Consider the following 22442-nt stretch of genomic DNA (forward strand, 5'->3'; position numbering starts at 1 on the left):
TGGAATTGGAGTTTTGGAAGTCGTGCGCGATTTAAGCAGTCCTGCCTCCAGCGGCAATCCCTTACTGAACTTTGGCCGCGGCATTCCAAATTATCCCGCGATTCAGCCGGCCGATATCGATCCTGCAATCACCTGGCTATTGCAACAGGCCGAAGCAGCCGTGCAGCGCGCGCTAGATTACAACTCTATCCCCAATGCGCAACTCAGCTGGAATACTTTAATTGAACCACTTGAAGATGCTACAGAGGCCTTAAGTCGCTCATGGGGGGTGGTTAGCCATCTGAATAGCGTGGCCGATACCCCTGAATTGCGTGCAGCTTATGGCGCAATGCTGCCCCAAGTTACCGCGTTTTTTAGCGACCTCGGCCAAAATCTTGCTCTATATGAACGTTTTAAATTGCTACAACAAAGCCCTGCTTTCAAACAACTTCAGCCGGCGCAACAAAAAGTCTTAGAAAATTCTATTCGTGATTTTCGTTTAGGAGGTGCAGAGCTTCCGGCTGCAATAAAACCACGCTTTGCAGCTATTCAAGATGAGCAGGCGCAATTAGGCAAAGCATTTTCTGATCATGTACTCGATGCAACCGATGGCTTTTTTCATCACGTCGTCGATCTACAGGAATTACAGGGTCTGCCCGCCGATGCCTTAGCTGCTGCTGCCGATCAAGCAAAACAAAGAGGGCTAACAGGTTGGGTCTTTACCTTGCACTTTCCTGCCTATTACCCCGTACAACAATATGCCGAAAATCGAGCGCTACGGCGTCTGCTCTGTGAGGCTTATTTAACTCGAGCTTCAGAACTAGGTCCGCAATATGGCCATGGGCAACTAGCTTGGGATAACACCGAAAATATGCTGCAGCAACTGCGCTTACGCCATGAAGAAGCACAGCTCTTGGGTTATGAAAATTATGCGGCTCTGAGCTTAGCTGCCAAAATGGCAGGTAGTGTTAGTGAAGTTGAAAATTTTTTAAAGGATATTGCAAGCCGCGCTAAACCATTTGCCCAAACCGATTGGGATGAGCTGCAAGATTTTGCTAAACGCGAATTAAATCTTGGTAACGATAGTCAGGAAGGCTTACAACCTTGGGATATTACCTTTGCTTCAGAAAAGCTGAAACAAGCCCGCTATGCTTTTTCCGAAAATGAAGTAAAGCAATATTTTCCTTTGCCTAAGGTTTTAGATGGCTTATTTGGCTTGATCGAAACCTTATTTACCGTAAAAATACTGCCTGCGAATTTACCTACTTGGCATGCCGACGTGCAATCCTTTGCCGTCAATCAGAAAGATGGCAAAACCATCGCTTATTTTTATCTGGATCCCTATTCCCGCTCGGGAAAACGGGGTGGTGCGTGGATGGATGATGCACGGGGACGCCGTGAATTACCTGATGGCACCATTCAAATTCCGATAGCCTACTTAGTCTGTAACTTTCCTCCGCCTCTCGAGATTAATGGCGTTAAGCGTGAACCCACTATTACACATGATGATGTCATCACTTTGTTTCATGAAAGTGGTCATGGCATGCACCACCTGCTCACTCAGGTGGGAGCGCTAGGGGTATCTGGCATTAATGGTGTGGAGTGGGATGCCGTAGAGTTGCCTAGCCAATTTATGGAAAACTTTTGTTGGGAATGGGACGTCGTCAAAAATATGACGGCCCATATTGATACTAAGGCACCCTTACCCAAGCCATTATTTGACAAAATGTTAGCAGCTAAGAATTACCACAATGGTTTAAGCACCTTGCGCCAAATTGTTCTTTCGCTCACCGATTGGTACTTACACGCTAATTTTGATGCCAAAGAAGCCAATCATTCTGCAATCATTCATCTTGCTGCAGCAATAAATGAGCGTTTAAATGTCCTCCCCCAAGCGCCAATCTCGCGCTGGCCTAATAGTTTTAGTCATATATTTGCTGGTGGCTATGCGGCAGGCTACTACAGTTATAAGTGGGCAGAAGTCTTGTCTGCCGATGTCTATTCCGCCTTTGAAGATGCCGCCAAGGTGAGTGGTAGTGTGCTCGATACTAAAATTGGCGCACGTTATCGACAAGAAATTTTAGCCGTTGGTGGTAGTCGTCCTGCGGCTGAATCATTTAAAGCTTTTCGTGGTCGTGAACCGAGTATCGATGCTTTACTTCGACATGGCGGCTTAACGACAGCGGCTTAAATGCCAGCAATTTCTGCCACCACCGGAGCATGGTCGGATGGTTGCTCCCAGGTTCGGGGAATTTTATCGACCCAACTCGCCCGACACAAACCCTTTAATTGCTGGCTTAATAAAATATGGTCTATGCGCATGCCAGCATTACGCCGAAAACCCATCATGCGGTAATCCCACCAGCTAAATACTTTGGGGGGCTGCTCAAATAAACGAAATGAATCGACTAATCCCAATTGAATTAACCCTTGAAAGGCAGCCCGCTCTTCTACAGAAACTAAATTTTGACCAATCCAAGCTTGCGGATCATGCACATCAATATCGCCAGGAGCAATATTAAAGTCACCCAATAAGGCTAAGCGCTCAAACTGTTGCAATTCATCGCTTAACCAACCCTCTAAGGCACTAAGCCAAGCTAATTTATAAGAAAATTTATCACTGCCAGGAGCCTGTCCATTAGGAAAGTAGGCTGAAATTAAGCGTAGCGGTGCAACTCCCTTAAAACAAACGGTTGCAGCTAGAATGCGCTGTTGTTCATCGGTACTGCCTGGAATATTGCGGGTCGGCTTTAAAAAAGTGGTTTCAACATTGCTAGAAATCGCTGCTAAAGCACCTCGACGTACTAAGATTGCAACTCCGTTATACGTTTTTTGACCTGCTACTAAACTTAAATATCCAGCTGCTTCAAGTTCAGCATGCGGATATTTATCATCAGTGAGTTTTAATTCTTGCAAACATAATGCATCGATCGGTGTCTTGGCTTGATTCTGCTCTTGTAACCAGCGGATAACCTGTGGCAAGCGCACCTTTAAGGAATTGACATTCCAAGCCGCAATTCTAATCATTCAAATCCAATTCTTGGAGCTTACGGGTAATCGTATTACGTCCAATTCCCAGTCGTTGAGCAGCCTCCACGCGCCGGCCCCGGGTGACTTCTAAAGCGGCTTTCAGAACCGCTTTCTCAAAGCGTAGTGTTAAGGTATCAAATACACTCTTATCACCATCTTGTAACATTTTTATCGCTAAGCGTCCCAAGGCAATATCCCACTCGTCCCGATTAGCGCGCTGACCATGACCCACCGACGAGGGTGCCTCAATATCGGTCACCGCAGAAAGCGCCGCAGCATCGGCCAAGGTCTCGGCTGGCAAATCACTGAGGCCAATAATATTGGCAGGCGACATGACCGTTAGCCAATGACACAAATTTTCTAATTGCCTAACATTGCCAGGAAACGACATTAAACTCATCTCTTTTAACACTTCATCTGCGAGCCGCTTAGGTTCTATATTTAAGCCATTAGCGCAAGCCAACATAAAGTGACGGGCTAAGGCGGGAATATCTTCAGCCCGCTCACGTAATGCTGGTAAACGCAGTTGAATCACATTTAAGCGATGCAATAAATCCTCGCGGAATAAACCGGCTGCCACACGCGCCTCTAACTGATGATGGGTCGCGGCAATCACCCGCACGTTTGCACGAATCGACTCTGTACCTTCGGCGCGATAGAAATGCCCATCGGTCAGCACGCGTAATAAACGGGTTTGCAATTCAAACGGCAGTTCACCAATTTCATCCAGGAATAAGGTGCCCCCTTCAGCCTGATCTAAAGCGCCCCGTTTTAGGCCCTTGGTATTGCCAAACTGTGCTCGCTCATTGCCAAATAGTTCAGCCTCTAATAAATCTTGTGGAATTGCCGTTGTGTTTAAGGTTACAAATGGCCCTTTTGAGCGCGCACTATGCTTATAAAGTGCATGTGCAATTAATTCTTTACCCGTACCCGACTCACCTCTAATTAAAACCGTGGCATTGGATTGGGCTAAGCGTCCAATCGCCCGAAAAATTTCTTGCATGGCTGGTGCCTGACCGATTATCTCTGGCACATCTTTGCGCCAACTAGCATGATCTTTAGAGCCCGTCTTATTCCGCAAGCCCTCACTGACTGCCCGCTGAATTAATTCCACTGCCTTTTGAATGTCAAAAGGTTTGGTTAGATATTCAAATGCACCCCCTTGAAATGAAGATACCGCTGAATCTAAGTCAGAATATGCTGTCATAATAATCACCGGCAAATTGGGATTACTGATTTTTACTTGTTGCAATAAATCTAAGCCGTTACCTCGCGGCATCCGAATATCAGAAATTAATACCTCAGGCGTTTCTTTTTCTAAGGCGTCTAAAACATCATTTGGATTAGTAAAGCTACGATGGGGAATATTTTCTCGGGTCAGCGCTTTTTCTAAGACCCAACGAATAGATTGGTCATCATCCACGATCCAAACGGGTTTTATCATGCTACTAGCTCCTGTTTACGATAGGGAATTTGAATTTGGAAATCAGTTAAGCCTGGGCGACTTTCACAGGCAATAAAGCCTTGATGTTGCTGCACAAAGGTTTGCGCCAAGGTAAGCCCTAAACCGCTTCCGCCTTCTCGACCAGAAACTAAAGGGAAAAAAATGCGTTCGCGAATCTCATCAGGTATACCAGGGCCATTATCAATGACGTGCAGATCAAAAGCCATCTTATAGCGCACTTTCGCAATCGTCACCGAGCGGGCAATGCGTGTTTTTAATTCAATTTTGGCAGTACCGAGTTTCATTTGATCTTGTAACGCTTGGGCAGCGTTATGCACAATATTGAGTACAGCCTGAATCAATTGCTCTTGATCGCCGGTCACATCAGGCAAGCTCGTATCATAATTCCGCGCAATACTTAAGCCACGCGGAAATTCTGCCAATACCAAGCTACGAACCCGCTCTAGGGCTTCATGCACATTGAAAGTTTCCATCGCATGGGCTTTACGGTGAGGCGCAAGCAAACGATCGACCAAGGTTTGTAAGCGATCGGATTCTTTAACAATGACCTGAGTATATTCACGTAAATTTTTATCTGGTAATTCAAATTCCAATAACTGTGCAGCGCCGCGAATACCGCCCAATGGATTTTTAATTTCGTGCGCTAAATTACGCATGAGTTCTTTATTGGCCTCTACCTGTTGAGTCACTCTTTCATCGCGCTCACTACGCAGTTGTTGATCGATAGGAAACCAATCCATCATCAATAAGTTAGGCTCTTCCAGCATCCCTATAACCACATGAGCTGGCATCGATTCTTGATGAATGCGGCTAGGCATAGGGTCTAGTACTAGCTCTTGGCGCTTGGTGGCTACACGGCCTGCTGAAACTTCTGTAATCATGTGCTGTAAAGCCTCATTGTGCGCAAATAAATCTAGAATGGAATAACCTAATAACGATTTTCGTGACAGATCGAGTGCAGCTTCAGCAGCGGGATTAACATAAATCAACTGAAAAGTTGGCATAGTAAATACCACCAAAGCATTGGGTAAATGTTCGAGCAATCCCGGAACAAAAGGGGCAGCCGCAGCTGCCCCTTTGAAAGGATTGCGCAAGATACTTGCGCTCAAGCTGTTTCCTTTAATCTTTCCTTCTTAAAAACAAATTACAGCGAGTAATACATTTCAAATTCGACTGGATGGGTCGTCATCCTAAACTTGGTAACCTCCTCCATCTTTAAGCTAATGTAAGCATCGAGCATCGAATTCGTAAAGACCCCACCGCGGGTTAAGAATTCACGATCCTGATCCAAGCATTCCAAGGCCTGATCGAGGCTATGGCACACCGTTGGAATTTTGGCATCCTCTTCTGGTGGCAAGTCATACAAATTCTTATCGGCCGCTTCACCGGGGTGAATTTTGTTTTGCACGCCATCTAAACCCGCCATTAACAAAGCAGAGAACGCTAAGTAGGGATTTGCTAGCGGATCAGGAAAACGCGTTTCAATCCGTCGACCCTTCGGATTAGCCACATGCGGAATGCGAATCGAGGCCGAACGATTGCGGGCCGAGTAAGCCAGCTTCACTGGTGCTTCAAAACCAGGCACCAAACGCTTATAGGAATTAGTCCCCGGATTGGTAATTGCGTTCAACGCACGAGCGTGTTTAATAATGCCGCCAATGTAGTACAGAGCAAATTCAGAAAGGCCAGCATAACCGTTGCCAGCAAATAAGTTTTCGCCATTTTTCCAGACTGATTGGTGCACGTGCATACCAGAGCCGTTATCACCAACCACGGGCTTAGGCATAAAGGTAGCCGTTTTGCCATAAGAATGGGCGACGTTTTGCACCACGTACTTTTGCCAAATAGTCCAGTCGGCACGTTGCGTTAAGGTGCTGAACTTCGTCCCTAATTCACATTGACCTTGTCCAGCAACTTCATGGTGATGCACTTCAACTGGAATGCCCATGTAGTTTTCCAAAATTAAACACATTTCTGAGCGCATATCTTGAAAGGTATCCACTGGCGAAACTGGGAAGTAACCACCTTTTTTGCCTGGACGATGGCCTGTATTTCCGCCTTCAAACTCAGCGCCAGAAGACCAGGGGGCCTCTTCCGATTCAATTTTGACAAAACAGCCCTGCATGTCAGCGCCCCAGCGAATGCCATCAAAAACAAAAAATTCAGGCTCTGGACCAAAATAAGCGGTGTCGCCAAGGCCCGTACTTTTTAAATAATCTTCAGCCCGCTTCGCAATAGATCGTGGATCGCGGTCGTATCCTTTGCCATCCGATGGCTCGATGACATCACAGGTAATGACTAAAGTCGACTCTTCATAAAAGGGATCAATATAGCAAGCGGTTGGATCTGGCATCAGCAACATATCAGATGCTTCAATGCCCTTCCATCCTGCAATTGAAGAGCCGTCAAATGCATGACCACTCTCAAATTTATCTTCATTAAAAGCTGAAATTGGTACAGTCGTATGCTGTTCTTTACCTTTGGTATCGACAAAACGAAAATCGACAAAAGTACACTCTTTATCTTTCACTAACTTCATCACATCTGCGACGGTCTTCGTCATGCAAATCTCCTCTAAGAAAAAATACTGGATCTCACAAGCTCCAGGCTTTAAATCAACTACGCTTCCTGTTTGCAGCAAACCAAAAGCGAATACCGATAAGACTAATTTACTGAAACCATGGTGTTGAAGGCATTATTATTGCACTAAATTAGTGCATAAATTGAACTACCCGTCAATTCCTCACTCTCCAGCCTGAATTAAGTACTGCGGGCTGGCAAATCATGAATTTCATACCCCAAAGCTGTGGTGCCTTGGCGCAAAGCCTCCCAGGCTTGATCTAAGGTGCTTTGCTCGCCCTTCACGCCTAATTCAATATGGCGTTTAGCAAAAATACCGCTGCGCGAGGGGTCGCCAACCGAAGGCAAACTAAACACCTTCACGCCTGCAAAGTCGCGCTCAATTTGCTCCATCAGCGGCGTTAGGGTTGACTCAATGCCACTGGGGACGATAAAACTTTTTTCAGCCCATTCGCTACGGTGAAATAAATCCGCATAGTGCTGGTCCAAACACCAGGCCATCATCGGCGCTGCCATCACCGGAAACCCGGGCAAGAAATGATGCTCTTGAAGCCGAAAACCCGGAATTTGGTTATAGGGATTAGGGATAATTTCACAACCGAGCGGAAATTCGCCCATTTTGAAGCGATGCTGATTTTCTGGCGTATGCAGATCTGCCTTCACCGGATCGCCCTCAGCAGTTGCCTGAATTCGGGCAGCAATTAATACTTTGGCTTCAGGATGCAGGGCTAGACTTAACCCCAAAGCTTTAGCTGCACAAGCACGGGTATGGTCATCAGGGGTGGCACCGATACCGCCTGTGCTAAAAACCACATCCCCACTGGCAAAGGTGTCTTGTAGGGTTTGAATAATTTGCACGGGATCATCTGCCACATAGCGCGCCCAAGATAAACTCAAGCCCCGTTCGTTGAGTAATTCAATCAGCTTAGCAAGGTGTTTATCGCTTCTTCGGCCTGACAAAATTTCATCGCCAATAACGAGCAAACCAAAACGTCTTGTAGCCGGCGAATTGGCCGAAGTGGAGATCTGCTGCTCTGGGCTCTTATTCTGCGCAGAACGCCTTGGGTTAATTGAAGACATATACGCAATTATCCATGCAACGGGTCATGCTCAATCACGTCAACGGTACTCGTACTCCGCAGTTCAATTAAGGCTTGTAATAAGAAATGGGAAAACCATAGAGCAGCAAAAACAAAAATGATTGAATAGACCCACAGCGCCACAAACGACACAAACGGAAATAACACTAAAGCTAGCACCGAAGTAGCCCAAAAGAAGCTAGGCACCACTCCCAGTAAGCCCGCCAAAATACCCATAACTAATAAAGACCAGTGATATTTTTCTAATATGGCATGCCGTTCAGCAGTGCTGGCATGCTTCGCCAAAACATCGTAAGTCATTAAACGCATCGTTAACCAACCCCATAACAAAGGTGGCAAGATTGCAAACAAGGGTGGTATCCACCAAATAGGTAAAGTAAGAAAAACCAAAACTAAGCAAATTAAACTTGACCAAAGGGTATAGACTAGGCCACTAAAAAACCCCCCAAATAAACGGGTGCCAATAGGCAGCGCCAAATTAGCATAAGCTGGCTGCTCGGTCACGCTATTTACAATGGCGGGCACAGTTGTAAAAGCAATCACTAGCAAAAGACTAATCGCCGCAACTGGCATTAAAAGCATGATAAAAAATAACGGTGCTAACCAGGTTTGAGAACCTTCAATGCCAAGCCAAGCAAGGGCATGCTCGATCCAACTAGTAAAAATCGAAGCGCTTAAAAAAATTCGTAAATAATCGAGCGCAGGCGACCAAGCGAACCAGAGCAAAACACCCCAAAAAACTGCCGCCATTAAAAATGGTCTAAAGCTTAGCCATAACATACGTGGATGCATTGAACCTACCAAGGCCAAACCCAAAGCACGAATGACGCTACTAAAACCAACCATCTAAACTCCCTTTAAAGTTACTTCTAGACCTTTAACGCGAATGAGGGCGTTTAAAAAAAGTCTGCCAAGCCAATTTTAAGCTCTGCCATTGATGCTTTAGTACGCCATTAGCAAGTTGCAAATGCTCTACGCCAGTGGGGTGAACTTGCTGATCAAAATTAGCCGTTTTAAAAATCATATCCCACCACGGGAATAAAACACCAAAATTACACCCGCCCAATACTCCAGGTTGATTGCTGGCTTCATAGCCCAGACGAATAGCATGATGGCGCCGATGGAAAATAGGCGATACCAATAAATACTTAGCCCAGCCTAAATGCACTTTTACATTTGCATGCTGCCAACTTTGAATAAATTGACTGACGACCACCAGCAAAATAAATTGACCTGGGCTGACTCCAATAACTAAAGCGCAAAACGCAAAAACCAAGGCGCGCATCACATCATCTAAAAAATGATTGCGATTATCCGACCATGCTGTCATGGTAGTTTGGCTATGATGTAAAGCATGTAACTGCCACCACCACCGAAAGTAATGGGTAGCACGGTGATAACAATAATCAACAAAATCTAAGATGATTAAATAAATCAAAAAGCTAACCCAAGGAATTGAGGTCATGCCAGGCCACCAACTTTCGACATTAAAACGCTCAAAACGCCAGTCGTGTAATTGCCCTTCAAATTGGAAAAAGAGATCGGCAAAAACAATGAAAATGATTGCGTGAAATAAACCCAAGCGATGAAAAAAAGTGTAAAACACATCAGCCGACATGCCCTTGGCCTGACGTACTTGCAATTCAGCGGGATTCAATTTCTCCCACAGGCGCAATCCAAAAGCAATAAGAAAAATTTGTAGTAAGCCTAATAAAAGCCATTCACTGCCATCAAAAGCATCCTCTGCCCAATGCATTAAGCCAAATTGATACAGCACTGGCTCAAGCAAATAATGATACAAAGCCTCTTGCGCTTGGCTATATTGCTGGGATAAAAAATCGAGCATCGTCGTACTTCAGCCTTATGGTTTAAGAGGCAGGGATTTAGCAGTCATTACAGGTAAAGTAGCAAAACAAAATCCCCGCTGTTTCAAATTATCAATCAAGGGCTCTAAAACTGCTGGCGCCCAGGCCTCTTTACGTGACCAAATACCTAAGTGAGCCATGGCAATATCCCCATCTTGAATATTTCTACTAGCTTGCTCAAGTAAGACGGCATTAGGGAAGCGCGCCGAGTCAAGCTCATCGCCTAAAAACCCTGCTCTGGACCAAGCTATATGTTGAAATCCACACTGCTCAGCAAGTGCAATTAACCGAGCTGAAGTTCGACCGCCTGGAGCGCGCCAGATGGGCTCTAAATGCCGCCCCGTTAAATCATGAAAGCGCCCATCAACCCGCTTTAACTCCGCACATAATGCGGGGGCGTCATACCATTTGCCAATGCCTGCATCGGCACCAAATTGTGGCTTAAGACGAACAAACCCAGCTTTGCCATCGCCTTGAAAATACAGATGATCATAAGTATGACTGCCAAAATGATGGCCTGCTTGCGCTAATTTTTGCCAATAAGAGCGCCAGCTATCGTCTAAAGAAAAATCTCCGCGGCTGGTTTTTTCGTTGGCCACAAAAAAAGTAGCCTGTACTTGCTGGCGCCGCAGAATAGCTGCAATTGTTTCAGCCATTGCCATATTGCCAGTATCAAAAGTGAGGTACACCGTTTTATTGCAAACTGACGTAGGCATAGTTTGTGCCCACCCCAAACTGGTCAAACAAAATAAAATCAGCAGCGAGTTAAAGAGCCTACGCAAAATCTACTCCCAGGCAGCTCGCGGATAAAAGAAAACGCCATGCGGTGATTTGCCTACTGGAATAATTGAGCTTACTTTCATACTCGGAATATCAATCACCGCCACTTTTTTAGCAAACCGCAAGGTGACCCATAAACTTTTTCCATCAGGAGTAATTTCCATGTCGTCTGGGCCCGCTGGTAAACCAGTAATATCACCCACTTTAGTTAAGGTCTGCATATCAATTAAGCTAATCGTTGAAGCTACGCGATTACTCACAAAGACATGCTTTCGATCGCCTTGAGGTCTAAAGTTATGCGCGCCCTTGCCGGTCGCAATGCGCTTAATGGATTGGCGCGTTCGCCAATCAATCACTTCCACATAATCAGCACCAGTAATACCCACCAATAAATATTGATCTCCTGGGGTCAGCCATAAACCGGCAGGTGTTGGTCCCGTGGGCATTCTCCACAATACCGTCTGACTAGCTAAATCAATCGCCACTAACTCAGAAGAGTCTTGCAACGTAATAAAAGCAATTTTGCTATCGGCAGTAAAGGCAATGTGGCTTGGAGTCTTAGCCAAAGCAAGTGACTTCGCTAAAGTAAAGTCATTGCCTTGCACAGCATAAATATCTACTCGATTCAAGCGATTCCCATTCACTACAAACCATTGACTATTTGGTGAGTAGCCAATTTGGTAGGGGTCAATGATTTTGGGAATACGCCCTTTTACCTCGCCAGTGTTAGCGTTTAAAACCGCAATATCATTGCCTACCGCATTGGCCACTAATAGGGTTTTTTGATCAGGCGCCATCATTAAATGATGCGGCTCTTTCCCGATGGGTACAGTTTTAATAACTTCACGTAATTGCATATCGACTAGGCTAATACTGGCATCACCTGAATTTAATACGATGGCAACCTTTGGCTCGCCTTGCCTCGCTAGGGGTGGGGTAACAGTTTGCGCAACACCAGAATGCGGAAAGAGCAAATATGTGACAAAAAAAACAGTAACGCTGGAAAGAAATTTCATTAGCCCATTGTAAATCCCCTCTCTACAACAGGCTTTGATACGAATCAAGACTTAGCTATATTTACCTATAAAGGCTTTGCAGCACCTTTTCGAGGCGTTTAGCTGACATTGGCATAGGAGTTTTTAATTCTTGAGCAAACAGGGCTACCCTGAGCTCTTCTAATTGCCAACGAAAATCTTGTAAACGCGCGTCTTCATCTAAAACATAAGATGCGCCCCCTTTCTGGCCTTGAAGTAATTTTTGCCAAGGCCTCGCTAAGGCCTCCCACTCTCGCTGAGCCTGGGCATCGCGCACCGGATTAGCGCGCAATTTATCAAGACGTAAAACAATGGCTTTTAAATAGCGGGGTAAGTGCACTAATTGCGTATAGGGCACGTCAGCAATGCAGCGCGGAAAAATCAAACCCTGAATTTGCTGGGTAATATCAGCATGAGTGCTAGCAGAAAGGGCTTTTGCTTGCGCTAATTTTTTCTGTACATCGGCGTGGGCTTCCAAGGCGACTAAGAGATGGCGGGCAATTTCTTGGGCAATTAAAGTTAGCCGTGGCTTGCCTGCTTGCAAACGCGCTTGAAATTGCTCATGATTAATCGGCAACGGTTCTGCCATGAATGCTCGTTCAAGTGCTAAATTCAGAATCTGCTCCATGATGCTCTCTACCGTACCAATTTGCATAAATAACAAGCCAATTTCACGCGCATGGGGTAATTGTTTTTGCAGGGCTTTTAGGGTATCGCGTTGACTCAGCGCAAATAAACGGCGTAAACCGAGCCAATGGAATTTACGTGCCTCAACTACATCATCAAATACCGCTAATTCACAAGATTCCCCGCCATCGACTAAGGCAGGATAACCAAACAGGGTTTTGCCTCCTTTTTGAATTTCTAAGGTTTCTGCCAGTTCGCCAAAGTCCCACTGGGTATAAGTGCCAGAGCTAAGGGCTGTGCGAGAAAGGGCTGATGGCGCCAGCGCAACGGCCTGAAAAGCAAGACGGGCGCTATTACCAAACTCAGCTTTTAAGCGCGGCAAGTTACGCTCTAATTCTAATTGCCGACCGTGCTCATCCAGTAAACGAAAATTCATCAGCAAATGCGGCGCTAACGCTTCAAGACGAAAATCGCTACGCTTTACCTCTAAAGACTTCACTTGACGTAAATCCAAGATCAAGCTATCGAGATAATCGCCCTTACCAAATTCATCCGCTGCTATCCTACGCTCCAAAAAATCCTTAGCGTAGTCAGCAATTGGTACGCAATGACGCCGCAACTTTTGCGGGAGCGACTTGACTAGTATTTGCGTTTTCTCTTCGCACATCCCAGGTACTAACCACTCACAACGACGACTATCTACTTGATTCAATAGCGTTAAAGGCAAAATTAAGGTCACCCCATCTTTTGGGCTAGCTGGCTCAAAGTGATAAGACAAAGTAAATTCAGTGCCCCCCATGACTAATTGCTGAGGATATCGATCGACCGTTATTCCTGCAGCTTCATGACGCATTAAGTCGGCTTTATCTAAACGTAAACTCGCTTCAGCAGTAGCCGTTTTTTGTAACCAAGCTTGTAAACCAGGGCGACTATAAATTTCCGTCGGTATACGTGCCGCATAAAAAGCAAACAATAGTTCATCGTCAACTAGTACATCTGGGCGACGCGAGCGATGCTCGAGCGCCTCAATTTCCCGCACTAAACGGCGGTTATGCCAGAAAAACGCATAGTTATGAGGATAGCGCTTTTGCGCCTCTATTTCGGTTTCTTTCGCCAGTGCCGGGGTATCTACCCGCCCAAACATCTCCCCTTCAACCAAGGCTTTTTGAATAAATAATTGACGGGCTTCAGCTTGATCATGGGGAGCAAAAGTGACTTTGCGGCCATGGTAAATCGATAGCCCATACAAGGTACCGCGTTCATGCGCCATGACTTCGCCTTGACGACTATCCCAGAAAGGGTCACTTAAAGATTTGACCAAACGGTGTGCGCCCACTTGTTCGACCCAGTGTGGCTCAATTTTGGCAAGCGTGCGGGCATACATCCGTGTGGTTTCTTGTAATTCACCTGCCAAAATCCATGCCCCGGCCTTTTTTCCCAAGCTTGAACCGGGCCAAATAAAAAGTCGAATTCCGCGTGCGCCCAAATAGGAGCCTACTTTAGTATTTGGCGTGGTGGTCTTATCACTCTCTTCTTTTTTAGCTACATGCCCCAATAAGCCGGTTAATAAAGCTAAATGAATTTGCTCATAAGTCGCCGGTATCGTATTTTCACGCCAACCCTTTTCGCCTAACATAGTATGTAGCTGGCCATAAACATCTCGCCATTCACGTAATCGGCGGGGGGATAAAAATTGACTTCGACATAAATTTTCTAACTGTCGATTAGAGTGCTTATGATGTAAGGCATCTTGATACCAATTCCAAATTTTTAAATAATTCAAAAATTCAGATTTAGGGTCAGCGAAACGTTGGTGCGCTGCATCGGCAGCAGCTGCCTGCTCCAACGGTCGATCGCGTGGATCTTGGGTCGCTAAAGCAGAAACAATAATAGTAACTTCTTTTAAGGCCTGATGATCTCGCGCCGCCAGTAGCATGCGCCCAACTTTTGGATCTAACGGTAATTCTGTTAATTCACGCCCTAAGGCAGTAAGCTTAATTTCACCTGCTTGAGTACCATCTTCAGCGCTCGTTTCAATCGCGCCTAATTCATCTAGCAATTGCATGCCATCGGCTACTGCTCTGCCCAATGGGCGATCTAAAAAAGGAAAATCATGAATACGCGGTAAATGTAAGGCGCTCATGCGTAATAAAACTGCTGCTAGCGAGCTACGCAAAATTTCCGGATCAGTAAATTTTTGCCGCCCCAGAAAATCTTCTTCACTATACAGGCGCACACAAATACCATCTGCAACCCGACCACAGCGGCCTGCACGTTGGTTGGCAGCGGCTTGTGAAATGGGCTCAATTTGTAATTGCTCCACTTTATTACGATAGGAATAGCGTTTCACTCGCGCTAAACCGCTATCAATCACATAGCGAATATTGGGCACCGTTAAAGATGTTTCAGCAACATTGGTAGTTAGAATAATGCGGCGTCCATGCCCTGTTTGAAATACCCGCTCTTGCTCTGCCACCGATTGACGCGCAAATAAGGTTAAGACCTCGGGATGAAAACGCTGTTGCAAATGGGGATCTTTGCGTAACACTTCAGCACATTCGCGAATCTCCCGTTCGCCTGGTAAAAATACTAACGCGTCCCCAGCACCTAAAGCACCCTCACGCCATAAATCATGAATCGCCTCTGCTACACCCTCGCTCAAATCCTTTGTTTCCTTTTTGCCTGCGCCCTCTAAAGGAAAATAGCGTTGCTCTACTGGAAATAAACGGCCGCTCACTTCTATAACTGGAGCGGGTATCTCATTAATAGCGAAGTGTTGCGCAAAACGATTCGCATCAATTGTGGCCGAAGTAATGATCACTTTGAGATCTTTACGTTTGGGCAAAAGTTGCCGCAAATATCCCAATAAAAAATCAATATTTAAACTGCGCTCATGGGCCTCATCAATAATAATGGTGTCATAAGCCTTTAAGAGTGGATCGCGCTGCGTCTCAGCCAATAAAATGCCATCCGTCATTAATTTGATTGAAGCGGTAGAGCTAGTCTTATCGGCAAAACGTACTTGATAACCCACATCCTGACCCAATGGGGAATGTAATTCATGCGCAATGCGTTTGGCGGTTGCTGTGGCAGCAATACGGCGGGGCTGCGTATGGCCAATTAAACGCCCTCCATTAGCACGTCCCCGACCAAGCGCAAGACAAATTTTGGGCAGCTGAGTCGTTTTTCCTGAGCCAGTCTCGCCGCAAACAATCACCAATTGGTGTTCTCGCAAAGCTGCCATAATCCGCTCACGCTCACCTGAAACTGGCAATTCTTCGGGAAACTCAATCGCAAGAAGGCAAGCTTTGGCCTCCTCAGAAGTGTTGGAAGTGGACACAGGTAGAGACTCTGGGTTGAATTTTGTTTGGTTTATCGGCTTCTGCACCCTATAATTTTCTCACTATGAACGCGAATCCACCTAAGCTCGACCAAAACCGGCGTGACTTAGCCGCCACTACCCAGCAAACTTCGTCATTAAACCTGGCTGCAATCCCTGCGGGTACTGATTTCCCCTTTGTTGCTTGGCTCCGCGATGTTGCGCCATATATCCATAGTTTTCGTGGAAAAACCTTTGTCATTGCTTTTGCTGGCGAATTGGCCCAAGAAATTGGCTTAGAGAGCCTAATCGAAGATATTGCTATGCTGCACGCCATGGGCATGCGGATTGTCTTGGTCCACGGCATTCGCCCGCAAATTGAAGAGCAGCTTAAGTTGCGCAAAATTAAAAGTAAATACGGCAAAGCCACCATGAGCGCATACCGCATTACTGATGCTGCGGCCTTAGAGTGTGTAAAAGAAGCAGCTGGTGAATTACGGCTAGATATTGAGGCCGCTTTTAGCCGCGGCTTGCCCAACACCCCCATGGCAGGTTCACGCATCTCAGTTATTTCTGGAAACTTTATAACTGCTATGCCTTTTGGCGTAGTTGACGGAACCGACTTTATTCATACCGGCTTAGTCCGCAAAGTCGATGCTGAATCCATCAATCTCTCGCTTGATAGCAATAAAATAGTTTTGCTCTCGCCGCTTGGTTTTTCGCCCACTGGCCAAGCATTTAATTTATCGTATGAAGATGTCGCTGCAGCGACTGCTGCAGCCTTAAAGGCTGACAAAATTTTATTTCTAACGCCCTATCCCGCTCTGCGCGATGAGCAGCACGAACCCATAACTGAATTGTCGCTGGAGCAATTAAACACTTATGTGAATAGCCATGCCGAATTACTCCCCGGTTTTCGTAGCTTACTGAATTTAGCCGCACAAGCTGTTAAAGCTGGCGTCAACCGCGTACATTTTTTACCTGCCAATCGCGATGGCGCGCTTTTGGAAGAGTTATTTACTCACGATGGTATTGGCATGATGCTAGCCTCCTCCAACATTGAAAATTTACGCGAAGCCAACCAAGATGATGTTAGCGGTATTTTGCAGCTCACCATGCCGCTTGAAGAAGAAGGTATTTTGGCGCCCCGCGGTCAAGATGTGATTGAGCGCGATATCGCGCGGTTTTCGGTTATCGAGCATGATCGGGTGTTATTTGGTTGCGCTGCGCTCTTCCCTTTTCCGAATCAGGTTGGCGAGCTCGCTTGTTTAGCCGTTGATAGCGAAGTACAAGGCTCGGGTGATGGAGAGCGCCTCCTCAAGCATATTGAAATGAGAGCAAAAAATGAGGGTATCACCAAGCTTTTTGTCCTCACAACCCGTACCGAACATTGGTTTTTAAAGCGGGGCTTTGTGCGCGCCACAGTCGATGATTTACCCATCGAGCGTAAAGAAATTTATAACTGGGATCGTAAATCAATGGTTTTGATTAAGAACGTCTAAAATTGATTTTCTCTCGATATTGGTATTAAAAGAAAGGTTTTTTCATGGTACGCATGGTTCAATGCATCAAACTCAATAAAGAAGCTGAAGGTCTTGATTTTGCTCCTTTACCGGGCGAATTAGGGAAGCGCATTTGGCAACAAGTGTCAAAAGAAGCTTGGGCTGGCTGGCTTAAACACCAAACAATGCTGATTAATGAAAATCGCCTGAATATGGTCGATGCCCGCGCACGCCAATACCTCTTAAAGCAAGCTGAAAAACATTTCTTTGAGGATGGCGCTGATATGGCTACTGGCTATGTGCCACCGCCGCCACCCCAGTAGCGCTCCCGACTAAGAGTAAATCAGCTTTACGTTGGGCAAAGAGCCCAACACTAACGACTCCAGGTATTTGATTAATCTGCAGCTCTAATTGCACGGGCTGATTAATTGATAAACCGTGCACATCCACAATCCAGCCACCGTTATCAGTCATAAAAGGTTGACCTGTTGTGCCAACCATGCGCAAATGGCCGTCACCACCTAAAGCAGCGATCGTACGTCTAATAGAAGGCTCTGCCATGGGAATAATTTCCAGCGGCAAGGGAAAGCGGCCTAATACAGCAACTTGTTTTGAGGCATCACAAATACAGATAAAGCGCTTGGCCATTGCCGCAATAATTTTTTCACGCGTTAAAGCGCCGCCACCCCCTTTAATCATGTGGCCCTGAGGATTAATTTCATCGGCCCCATCGACGTAGACTGGTAAATCAGCTACTTGATTGGTATCAAAAACATAAAAACCTTGCTGAATAAGGCGCTGCGTACTGGCTATCGAACTTGAAACAACGCCAGCGAAGTGGTTGCGATGCGGTGCTAACAAATCAATAAACCAATTGGCAGTCGAGCCTGTGCCAATACCCAAACACTGTCCAGCGGGCAGCTTTAAGACTTCGTCACAAGCGGCTTGAGCCACTAAGCGTTTTAATTCTTCTGGATTCACGTCCGCCTCCCCTCTGAATTCATTATGATATGTCAAAAGAAGATAAATACCGATGAATAGCCTCGATCAACTTAAACAGTACACCACCGTTGTAGCCGATACCGGCGATTTTGCACGGATGCGCCAATTTCAGCCGCAAGATGCCACTACCAACCCCTCTTTAATCCTGAAAGCCGTGCAACAAAGTGCTTATGCAGATTTGGTTAAAGGAGTTCAGCAAGCGCATCCACAGGCAAGCGCCACCGAGCTCATGGACCATGTTTTAGTTGCTTTTGGCTTAGAAATCCTCCAAATTGTGCCAGGTCGGGTCTCAACAGAAGTTGACGCCCGACTATCATTTGATACCTCCGCAACCATCGCCAAAGCACGTCATCTCATTGCCCTGTATGCAAAACAAGGTATTGATCAAGAGCGCGTATTAATCAAATTAGCTGCTACTTGGGAAGGCATTCAGGCCGCTAAACAACTGGAGGCTGAAGGTATTCATTGCAATATGACCTTATTGTTTTCCTTAATTCAAGCAGCGGCTTGTGGCCAAGCCAAGGCAACCCTTATTTCTCCATTTGTGGGGCGCATAACCGATTGGCATAAAACCCGCTTAGGAACGAATTGGGTGGATGCTACTCATGGCGGCGCCAGTGATCCTGGCGTCAATTCTGTTAAACGTATTTACCGCTATTACAAACAATTTGGTATTCAGACAGAGGTGATGGGAGCGAGCTTTCGCAACATAGGGCAAATCATTGAGCTAGCCGGCTGTGATCTGTTAACCATTAGCCCAGAATTACTGTCTAACCTACAAGATAGTGCCATACCCGTCGTACGCCAGTTACATGCAGAAGCCCTGAATGACTTATCGGCTACTGAACTCAACACGAAGGAAGCCGCATTTCGTTTACAACTCAATAATGATGCCATGGCGACTGAAAAACTCGCCGAAGGCATTCGCAGCTTCTGTGCTGATATTGAAAAATTAGAACAATTACTTAAATAAGAGCTAAGCGTTGTCTTACTGCCTCAAATAAACAAACCCCACTGGCAACGGAAACATTTAAGCTTTCGACCACGCCCTGCATCGGAATACGCACCAACTGGTCACAGTTTTCGCGCGTCAATCGCCGCATACCATCACCTTCAGCGCCCATCACAATGCCAATTGAGCCAGTTAAATCAAGATCATAAATTGATAACTCGGCCTCTTCATCGGTACCAATTAAGGTAATACCCATTTCCTTTAACTCTTTCATACTGCGCGCTAAATTTGTTACTGGAATTAAAGGTACTACCTCTGCTGCACCGCTGGCAACTTTAGTAACCGTCGCATTTACGTGCGCCGAACGGTCTTTGGGTACCACAACCCCGTGTACCCCTGCGCCATCCGCCACTCGCAAACAGGCGCCTAAATTATGCGGATCGGTAACGCCATCTAGAACTAACAGCAAAGCTGGTCCCTCGATACCATCTACTAATTCAGGTAATGTTCTCGCCACAGTCATTTTGTCTGCTAGCGCCACAAGGCCTTGGTGCCGATCATGCCCTGCCAAGCTATGTAAACGCTCAGAATTGGCAGAATGCAAGCGATCGCCTAATAATGGTGTTGCTTGTTTTAAAAAATCACCCATACGGCGATCACGGCGCGCAGGATCGTAATAGACTGCACGTAAACTTTGGGCGTCTAAACGTAAGCGGGTTTGAATTGCATGAAAACCCAAAATGATATTTTTCACTTACGCTTACCTTTACGCACTGGCGGCTTATTACCAGCGGGTTTATGGGCTCCGCGGCCTTTTGCTTTATGCTTGCCGCTCTTGGTAGCAGCCTTACGATTGGCTCCATTCGCGCTACCAGTCGCCGCGCTAATCGCGCTTCCTTGTGAGCCTTTAACAGGCGCTTTACTATCGGGACGGGTTTTTTTTGAAGCTGCTTTTTTATGAGGGCGCCCAGTATCCGCAGCCAACATTAAATTACGGGTCCGCGAGCCACCGCCCTCTGCGCCAACCGACTTGACTAAACTAAACTCAATTTTGCGTGCGTCCAAATCAACTCGACTTACTAATACATGTAGTCGATCACCAAGACGATGACGAATACCTGTGCGCTCGCCGCGTAATTCTTGGCGAGCCTCATCGTATTGAAAATAATCACCGCCCAATTCTGTCACATGAACCATGCCTTCAACAAAAAGATTCTCAAGTTGAATAAATAAACCAAAATTAGCTACCCCGGTAATCGTGCCAGCATATTCTTGCCCTAAATGATCGCGCATGTAATAACATTTCAGCCAAGCCTCAACATCACGTGAAGCCTCATCTGCACGGCGCTCATTAGCTGAGCAATGGACCCCTAACTGACCCCAAACAGGCAAACTCAAGTGCTGTCCCTTTGCACCCTTATCACCTTGTGCACCCTTAGGCCCTTTGATTCCTTTGGACTCTAAGCGAGATTGCACTGCCTCACCATGCGATTTTTTAGCGGCTACGGCATTCGCACGAGCAGTGCCTTTGCGAGGTAAGGTGAGATTCAGGGGCACCCGCTCTGGCAGAGTTGGGTGATAGGTTTTTTTCTGCAAAATGGCTTTGATCGCCCGATGCGTCAATAAATCAGGATACCGCCGAATCGGGCTGGTGAAGTGGGCGTAAGCAGGATAAGACAAACCAAAATGCCCAGCATTTTCAGGCTGATAAACTGCTTGTTGCATGGAGCGCAAAACCGATGATTGCAGCATCATTGAGTCGGGCCGCGGTTTAATTTCCTTAATTAAGCGCGCAAAGTCTTTGGGCTGTGGTTTATCACCCCCCGCTAAGCTAAGGGCTGAGGTACGCAAAGCTTGCCTTAAGGTGGCTAGTTTTTCTGCAGAAGGCTCTTCATGCACGCGGTACAAGCTATAGTGATTATTTTGTGCCAATAAATCAGCAGCGCACACATTAGCTACCAACATACATTCTTCAATCACTTTATGAGCTTCATTGCGGATGCGTGGCTCAATCCGTAAAATCTTGCCTAATTCATTACTAATAATTTGGGTTTCAGTGGTCTCAAAATTAATCGCCCCGCGCCGTTCACGCGCTGCATCAAGAATCTTATATAGTTGATATAAATTACTTAATTCAGTACGAAATGCTGCGAAACGAGCTGCTTCTGGCCCCTTCGAATTACTTAAAATTTCCCACACGGTGTCGTAAGTAAACCGCTGTGCTGAATGCATAACTGCTGGATAAAACTGATACGCCAAAACAATGCCCTGTAAATCGACTACCGCATCACACACCATACATAAACGATCGACTCCAGGATTTAATGAACACAAGCCATTGGAGATTTTCTCTGGCAACATCGGAATCACGCGCCGCGGAAAGTATACCGAGGTCGCTCGTAATAAGGCTTCATCGTCCAGAGCACGATCAGGTTTGACATAATGCGAAACATCAGCAATAGCCACAATTAAGCGCCAGGCTTTCGACTTTCCAAACAGGGTCGGCTCGCAATACACCGCGTCATCAAAATCGCGCGCATCAGCACCATCAATTGTCACTAAAGGTATGTCGCGCAAATCAACTCGACCCTCTAAATCAGCTTGCAGAACACCGTCAGGTAATGCGGCGGCTTCTTTAATAACAGCAGCTGAAAATTCATGAGGCACCCCGTACTTACGTACCGCAATTTCAATTTCCATCCCAGGGTCATCAATTTCACCCAACACCTCTACCACCCGCCCTACTGCCTGCCGATAACTATCGGGGTAGTCAATAATTTCTACGCTGACCACTTGGCCTAACTTAGCATTTCCTTGGCCCTTTGGGGGAATCAAAATATCGTGGCCAATCCGCATATCTTCAGGGGCCACAATCAATACTCCGTTTTCATTCAGCAAACGCCCAATGACGAGGCGGTTAGCATGCACCAGCACTTCGACAATTTGCCCCTCAGGTCGACCCCGACGATCGACTCCAAGCACTTTTACATTTACGCGATCGCCATGCATCACCCGTGACATTTCGCGTTCCGATAAAAAAATATCTTCGCCACCATCATCCGGTATCACAAAGCCAAAACCATCACGATGACCTTGTACTGTGCCAATCCGATCGGCCTCGCGTTGCACTGAAGCTTCAGTCTTACGCTTGCTTACTTTCAACATGCATTTCTTTCAAATCAAGATTAGAGTAAAAAATAACCAGAT

At 46.2% G+C, this 22442-nt stretch carries 17 protein-coding genes; 4 read left to right on the forward strand and 13 right to left on the reverse strand.

Annotated features, from left to right (window positions below; all coding sequences use genetic code 11):
• Positions 1-22 precede the first annotated feature (22 nt).
• Positions 23-2170: a M3 family metallopeptidase gene (locus tag LZT22_RS03580; protein ID WP_233923677.1), complete on the forward strand. Its 2148-nt coding sequence runs from the start codon at positions 23-25 to the stop codon at positions 2168-2170.
• Here LZT22_RS03580 and xth read toward each other — a convergent pair.
• From xth to hrpA, 10 genes are all read right to left on the reverse strand, one after another.
• Positions 2167-3006: an exodeoxyribonuclease III gene (xth, locus tag LZT22_RS03585; protein ID WP_233923678.1), complete on the reverse strand. Its 840-nt coding sequence runs from the start codon at positions 3004-3006 to the stop codon at positions 2167-2169. The genes LZT22_RS03580 and xth overlap by 4 nt on opposite strands.
• The gene (gene ntrC / locus LZT22_RS03590; protein WP_370635185.1) at positions 2999-4450 is read right to left on the reverse strand and encodes a nitrogen regulation protein NR(I); all 1452 of its coding nucleotides are present in this window, start codon (positions 4448-4450) and stop codon (positions 2999-3001) included. The genes xth and ntrC overlap by 8 nt, the downstream gene beginning before the upstream one ends.
• On the reverse strand, positions 4450-5583 hold the full coding sequence (gene glnL / locus LZT22_RS03595) for a nitrogen regulation protein NR(II) (RefSeq protein ID WP_370634795.1): 1134 nt from the start codon (positions 5581-5583) through the stop codon (positions 4450-4452). Before glnL ends, ntrC begins: the two co-directional genes overlap by 1 nt.
• 35 nt (positions 5584-5618) lie before the next feature.
• Positions 5619-7037 carry a type I glutamate--ammonia ligase gene (gene glnA / locus LZT22_RS03600; RefSeq protein ID WP_233923680.1) on the reverse strand — a complete coding sequence of 473 codons (1419 nt, stop codon included), beginning with the start codon at positions 7035-7037 and terminating at the stop codon, positions 5619-5621.
• A gap of 197 nt (positions 7038-7234) precedes the next feature.
• Complete coding sequence (locus LZT22_RS03605; protein WP_233923681.1) at positions 7235-8134, reverse strand: molybdopterin-binding protein; 900 nt, start codon at positions 8132-8134, stop codon at positions 7235-7237.
• Positions 8135-8142: 8 nt separating this feature from the next.
• Positions 8143-9000, reverse strand: a complete 858-nt coding sequence (locus LZT22_RS03610; protein WP_233923682.1) for an EI24 domain-containing protein — start codon at positions 8998-9000, stop codon at positions 8143-8145.
• A 31-nt stretch (positions 9001-9031) separates the two neighbouring features.
• A complete protein-coding gene (locus tag LZT22_RS03615) occupies positions 9032-10000 on the reverse strand; it encodes a sterol desaturase family protein (protein ID WP_233923683.1) in 969 nt (322 codons plus the stop codon).
• Between the two features lie 15 nt (positions 10001-10015).
• Positions 10016-10735, reverse strand: coding sequence for a polysaccharide deacetylase family protein (locus LZT22_RS03620; protein ID WP_233923684.1), 720 nt, complete (start codon positions 10733-10735; stop codon positions 10016-10018).
• A 69-nt stretch (positions 10736-10804) separates the two neighbouring features.
• Positions 10805-11815 carry a cytochrome D1 domain-containing protein gene (locus tag LZT22_RS03625; protein WP_233923685.1) on the reverse strand — a complete coding sequence of 337 codons (1011 nt, stop codon included), beginning with the start codon at positions 11813-11815 and terminating at the stop codon, positions 10805-10807.
• 61 nt (positions 11816-11876) lie between these two features.
• Positions 11877-15800: an ATP-dependent RNA helicase HrpA gene (hrpA, locus tag LZT22_RS03630; RefSeq protein ID WP_233923686.1), complete on the reverse strand. Its 3924-nt coding sequence runs from the start codon at positions 15798-15800 to the stop codon at positions 11877-11879.
• A 65-nt stretch (positions 15801-15865) separates the two neighbouring features.
• On the opposite strand from hrpA, the gene argA reads away from it, so the two are divergent.
• Both argA and LZT22_RS03640 read left to right on the forward strand, forming a co-directional pair.
• Complete coding sequence (gene argA, locus LZT22_RS03635; RefSeq protein ID WP_233923687.1) at positions 15866-17281, forward strand: amino-acid N-acetyltransferase; 1416 nt, start codon at positions 15866-15868, stop codon at positions 17279-17281.
• A gap of 44 nt (positions 17282-17325) precedes the next feature.
• Positions 17326-17604, forward strand: coding sequence for an oxidative damage protection protein (locus tag LZT22_RS03640; protein WP_233923688.1), 279 nt, complete (start codon positions 17326-17328; stop codon positions 17602-17604).
• Here LZT22_RS03640 and rpiA read toward each other — a convergent pair.
• Positions 17570-18262 carry a ribose-5-phosphate isomerase RpiA gene (gene rpiA / locus LZT22_RS03645; protein WP_233923689.1) on the reverse strand — a complete coding sequence of 231 codons (693 nt, stop codon included), beginning with the start codon at positions 18260-18262 and terminating at the stop codon, positions 17570-17572. The two genes, LZT22_RS03640 and rpiA, sit on opposite strands and share 35 nt — an antisense overlap.
• Positions 18263-18314: 52 nt before the next feature.
• Here rpiA and tal point away from each other — a divergent pair, with 52 nt between their 5' ends.
• The gene (tal, locus tag LZT22_RS03650; protein ID WP_233923690.1) at positions 18315-19256 is read left to right on the forward strand and encodes a transaldolase; all 942 of its coding nucleotides are present in this window, start codon (positions 18315-18317) and stop codon (positions 19254-19256) included.
• On the opposite strand, the gene rlmB is transcribed toward tal, so the two are convergent.
• Positions 19249-19989, reverse strand: a complete 741-nt coding sequence (rlmB, locus tag LZT22_RS03655) for a 23S rRNA (guanosine(2251)-2'-O)-methyltransferase RlmB (RefSeq protein WP_233923691.1) — start codon at positions 19987-19989, stop codon at positions 19249-19251. The two genes, tal and rlmB, sit on opposite strands and share 8 nt — an antisense overlap.
• Positions 19986-22400 (reverse strand): ribonuclease R, encoded by a 2415-nt coding sequence (rnr, locus tag LZT22_RS03660; RefSeq protein WP_233923692.1) that lies wholly within the window; start codon positions 22398-22400, stop codon positions 19986-19988. The genes rlmB and rnr overlap by 4 nt, the downstream gene beginning before the upstream one ends.
• Positions 22401-22442 lie beyond the last annotated feature (42 nt).

This window comes from Polynucleobacter sp. IMCC 29146 (assembly GCF_021395195.1).
In the GTDB taxonomy this organism is placed as follows: Bacteria; Pseudomonadota; Gammaproteobacteria; order Burkholderiales; family Burkholderiaceae; genus Polynucleobacter.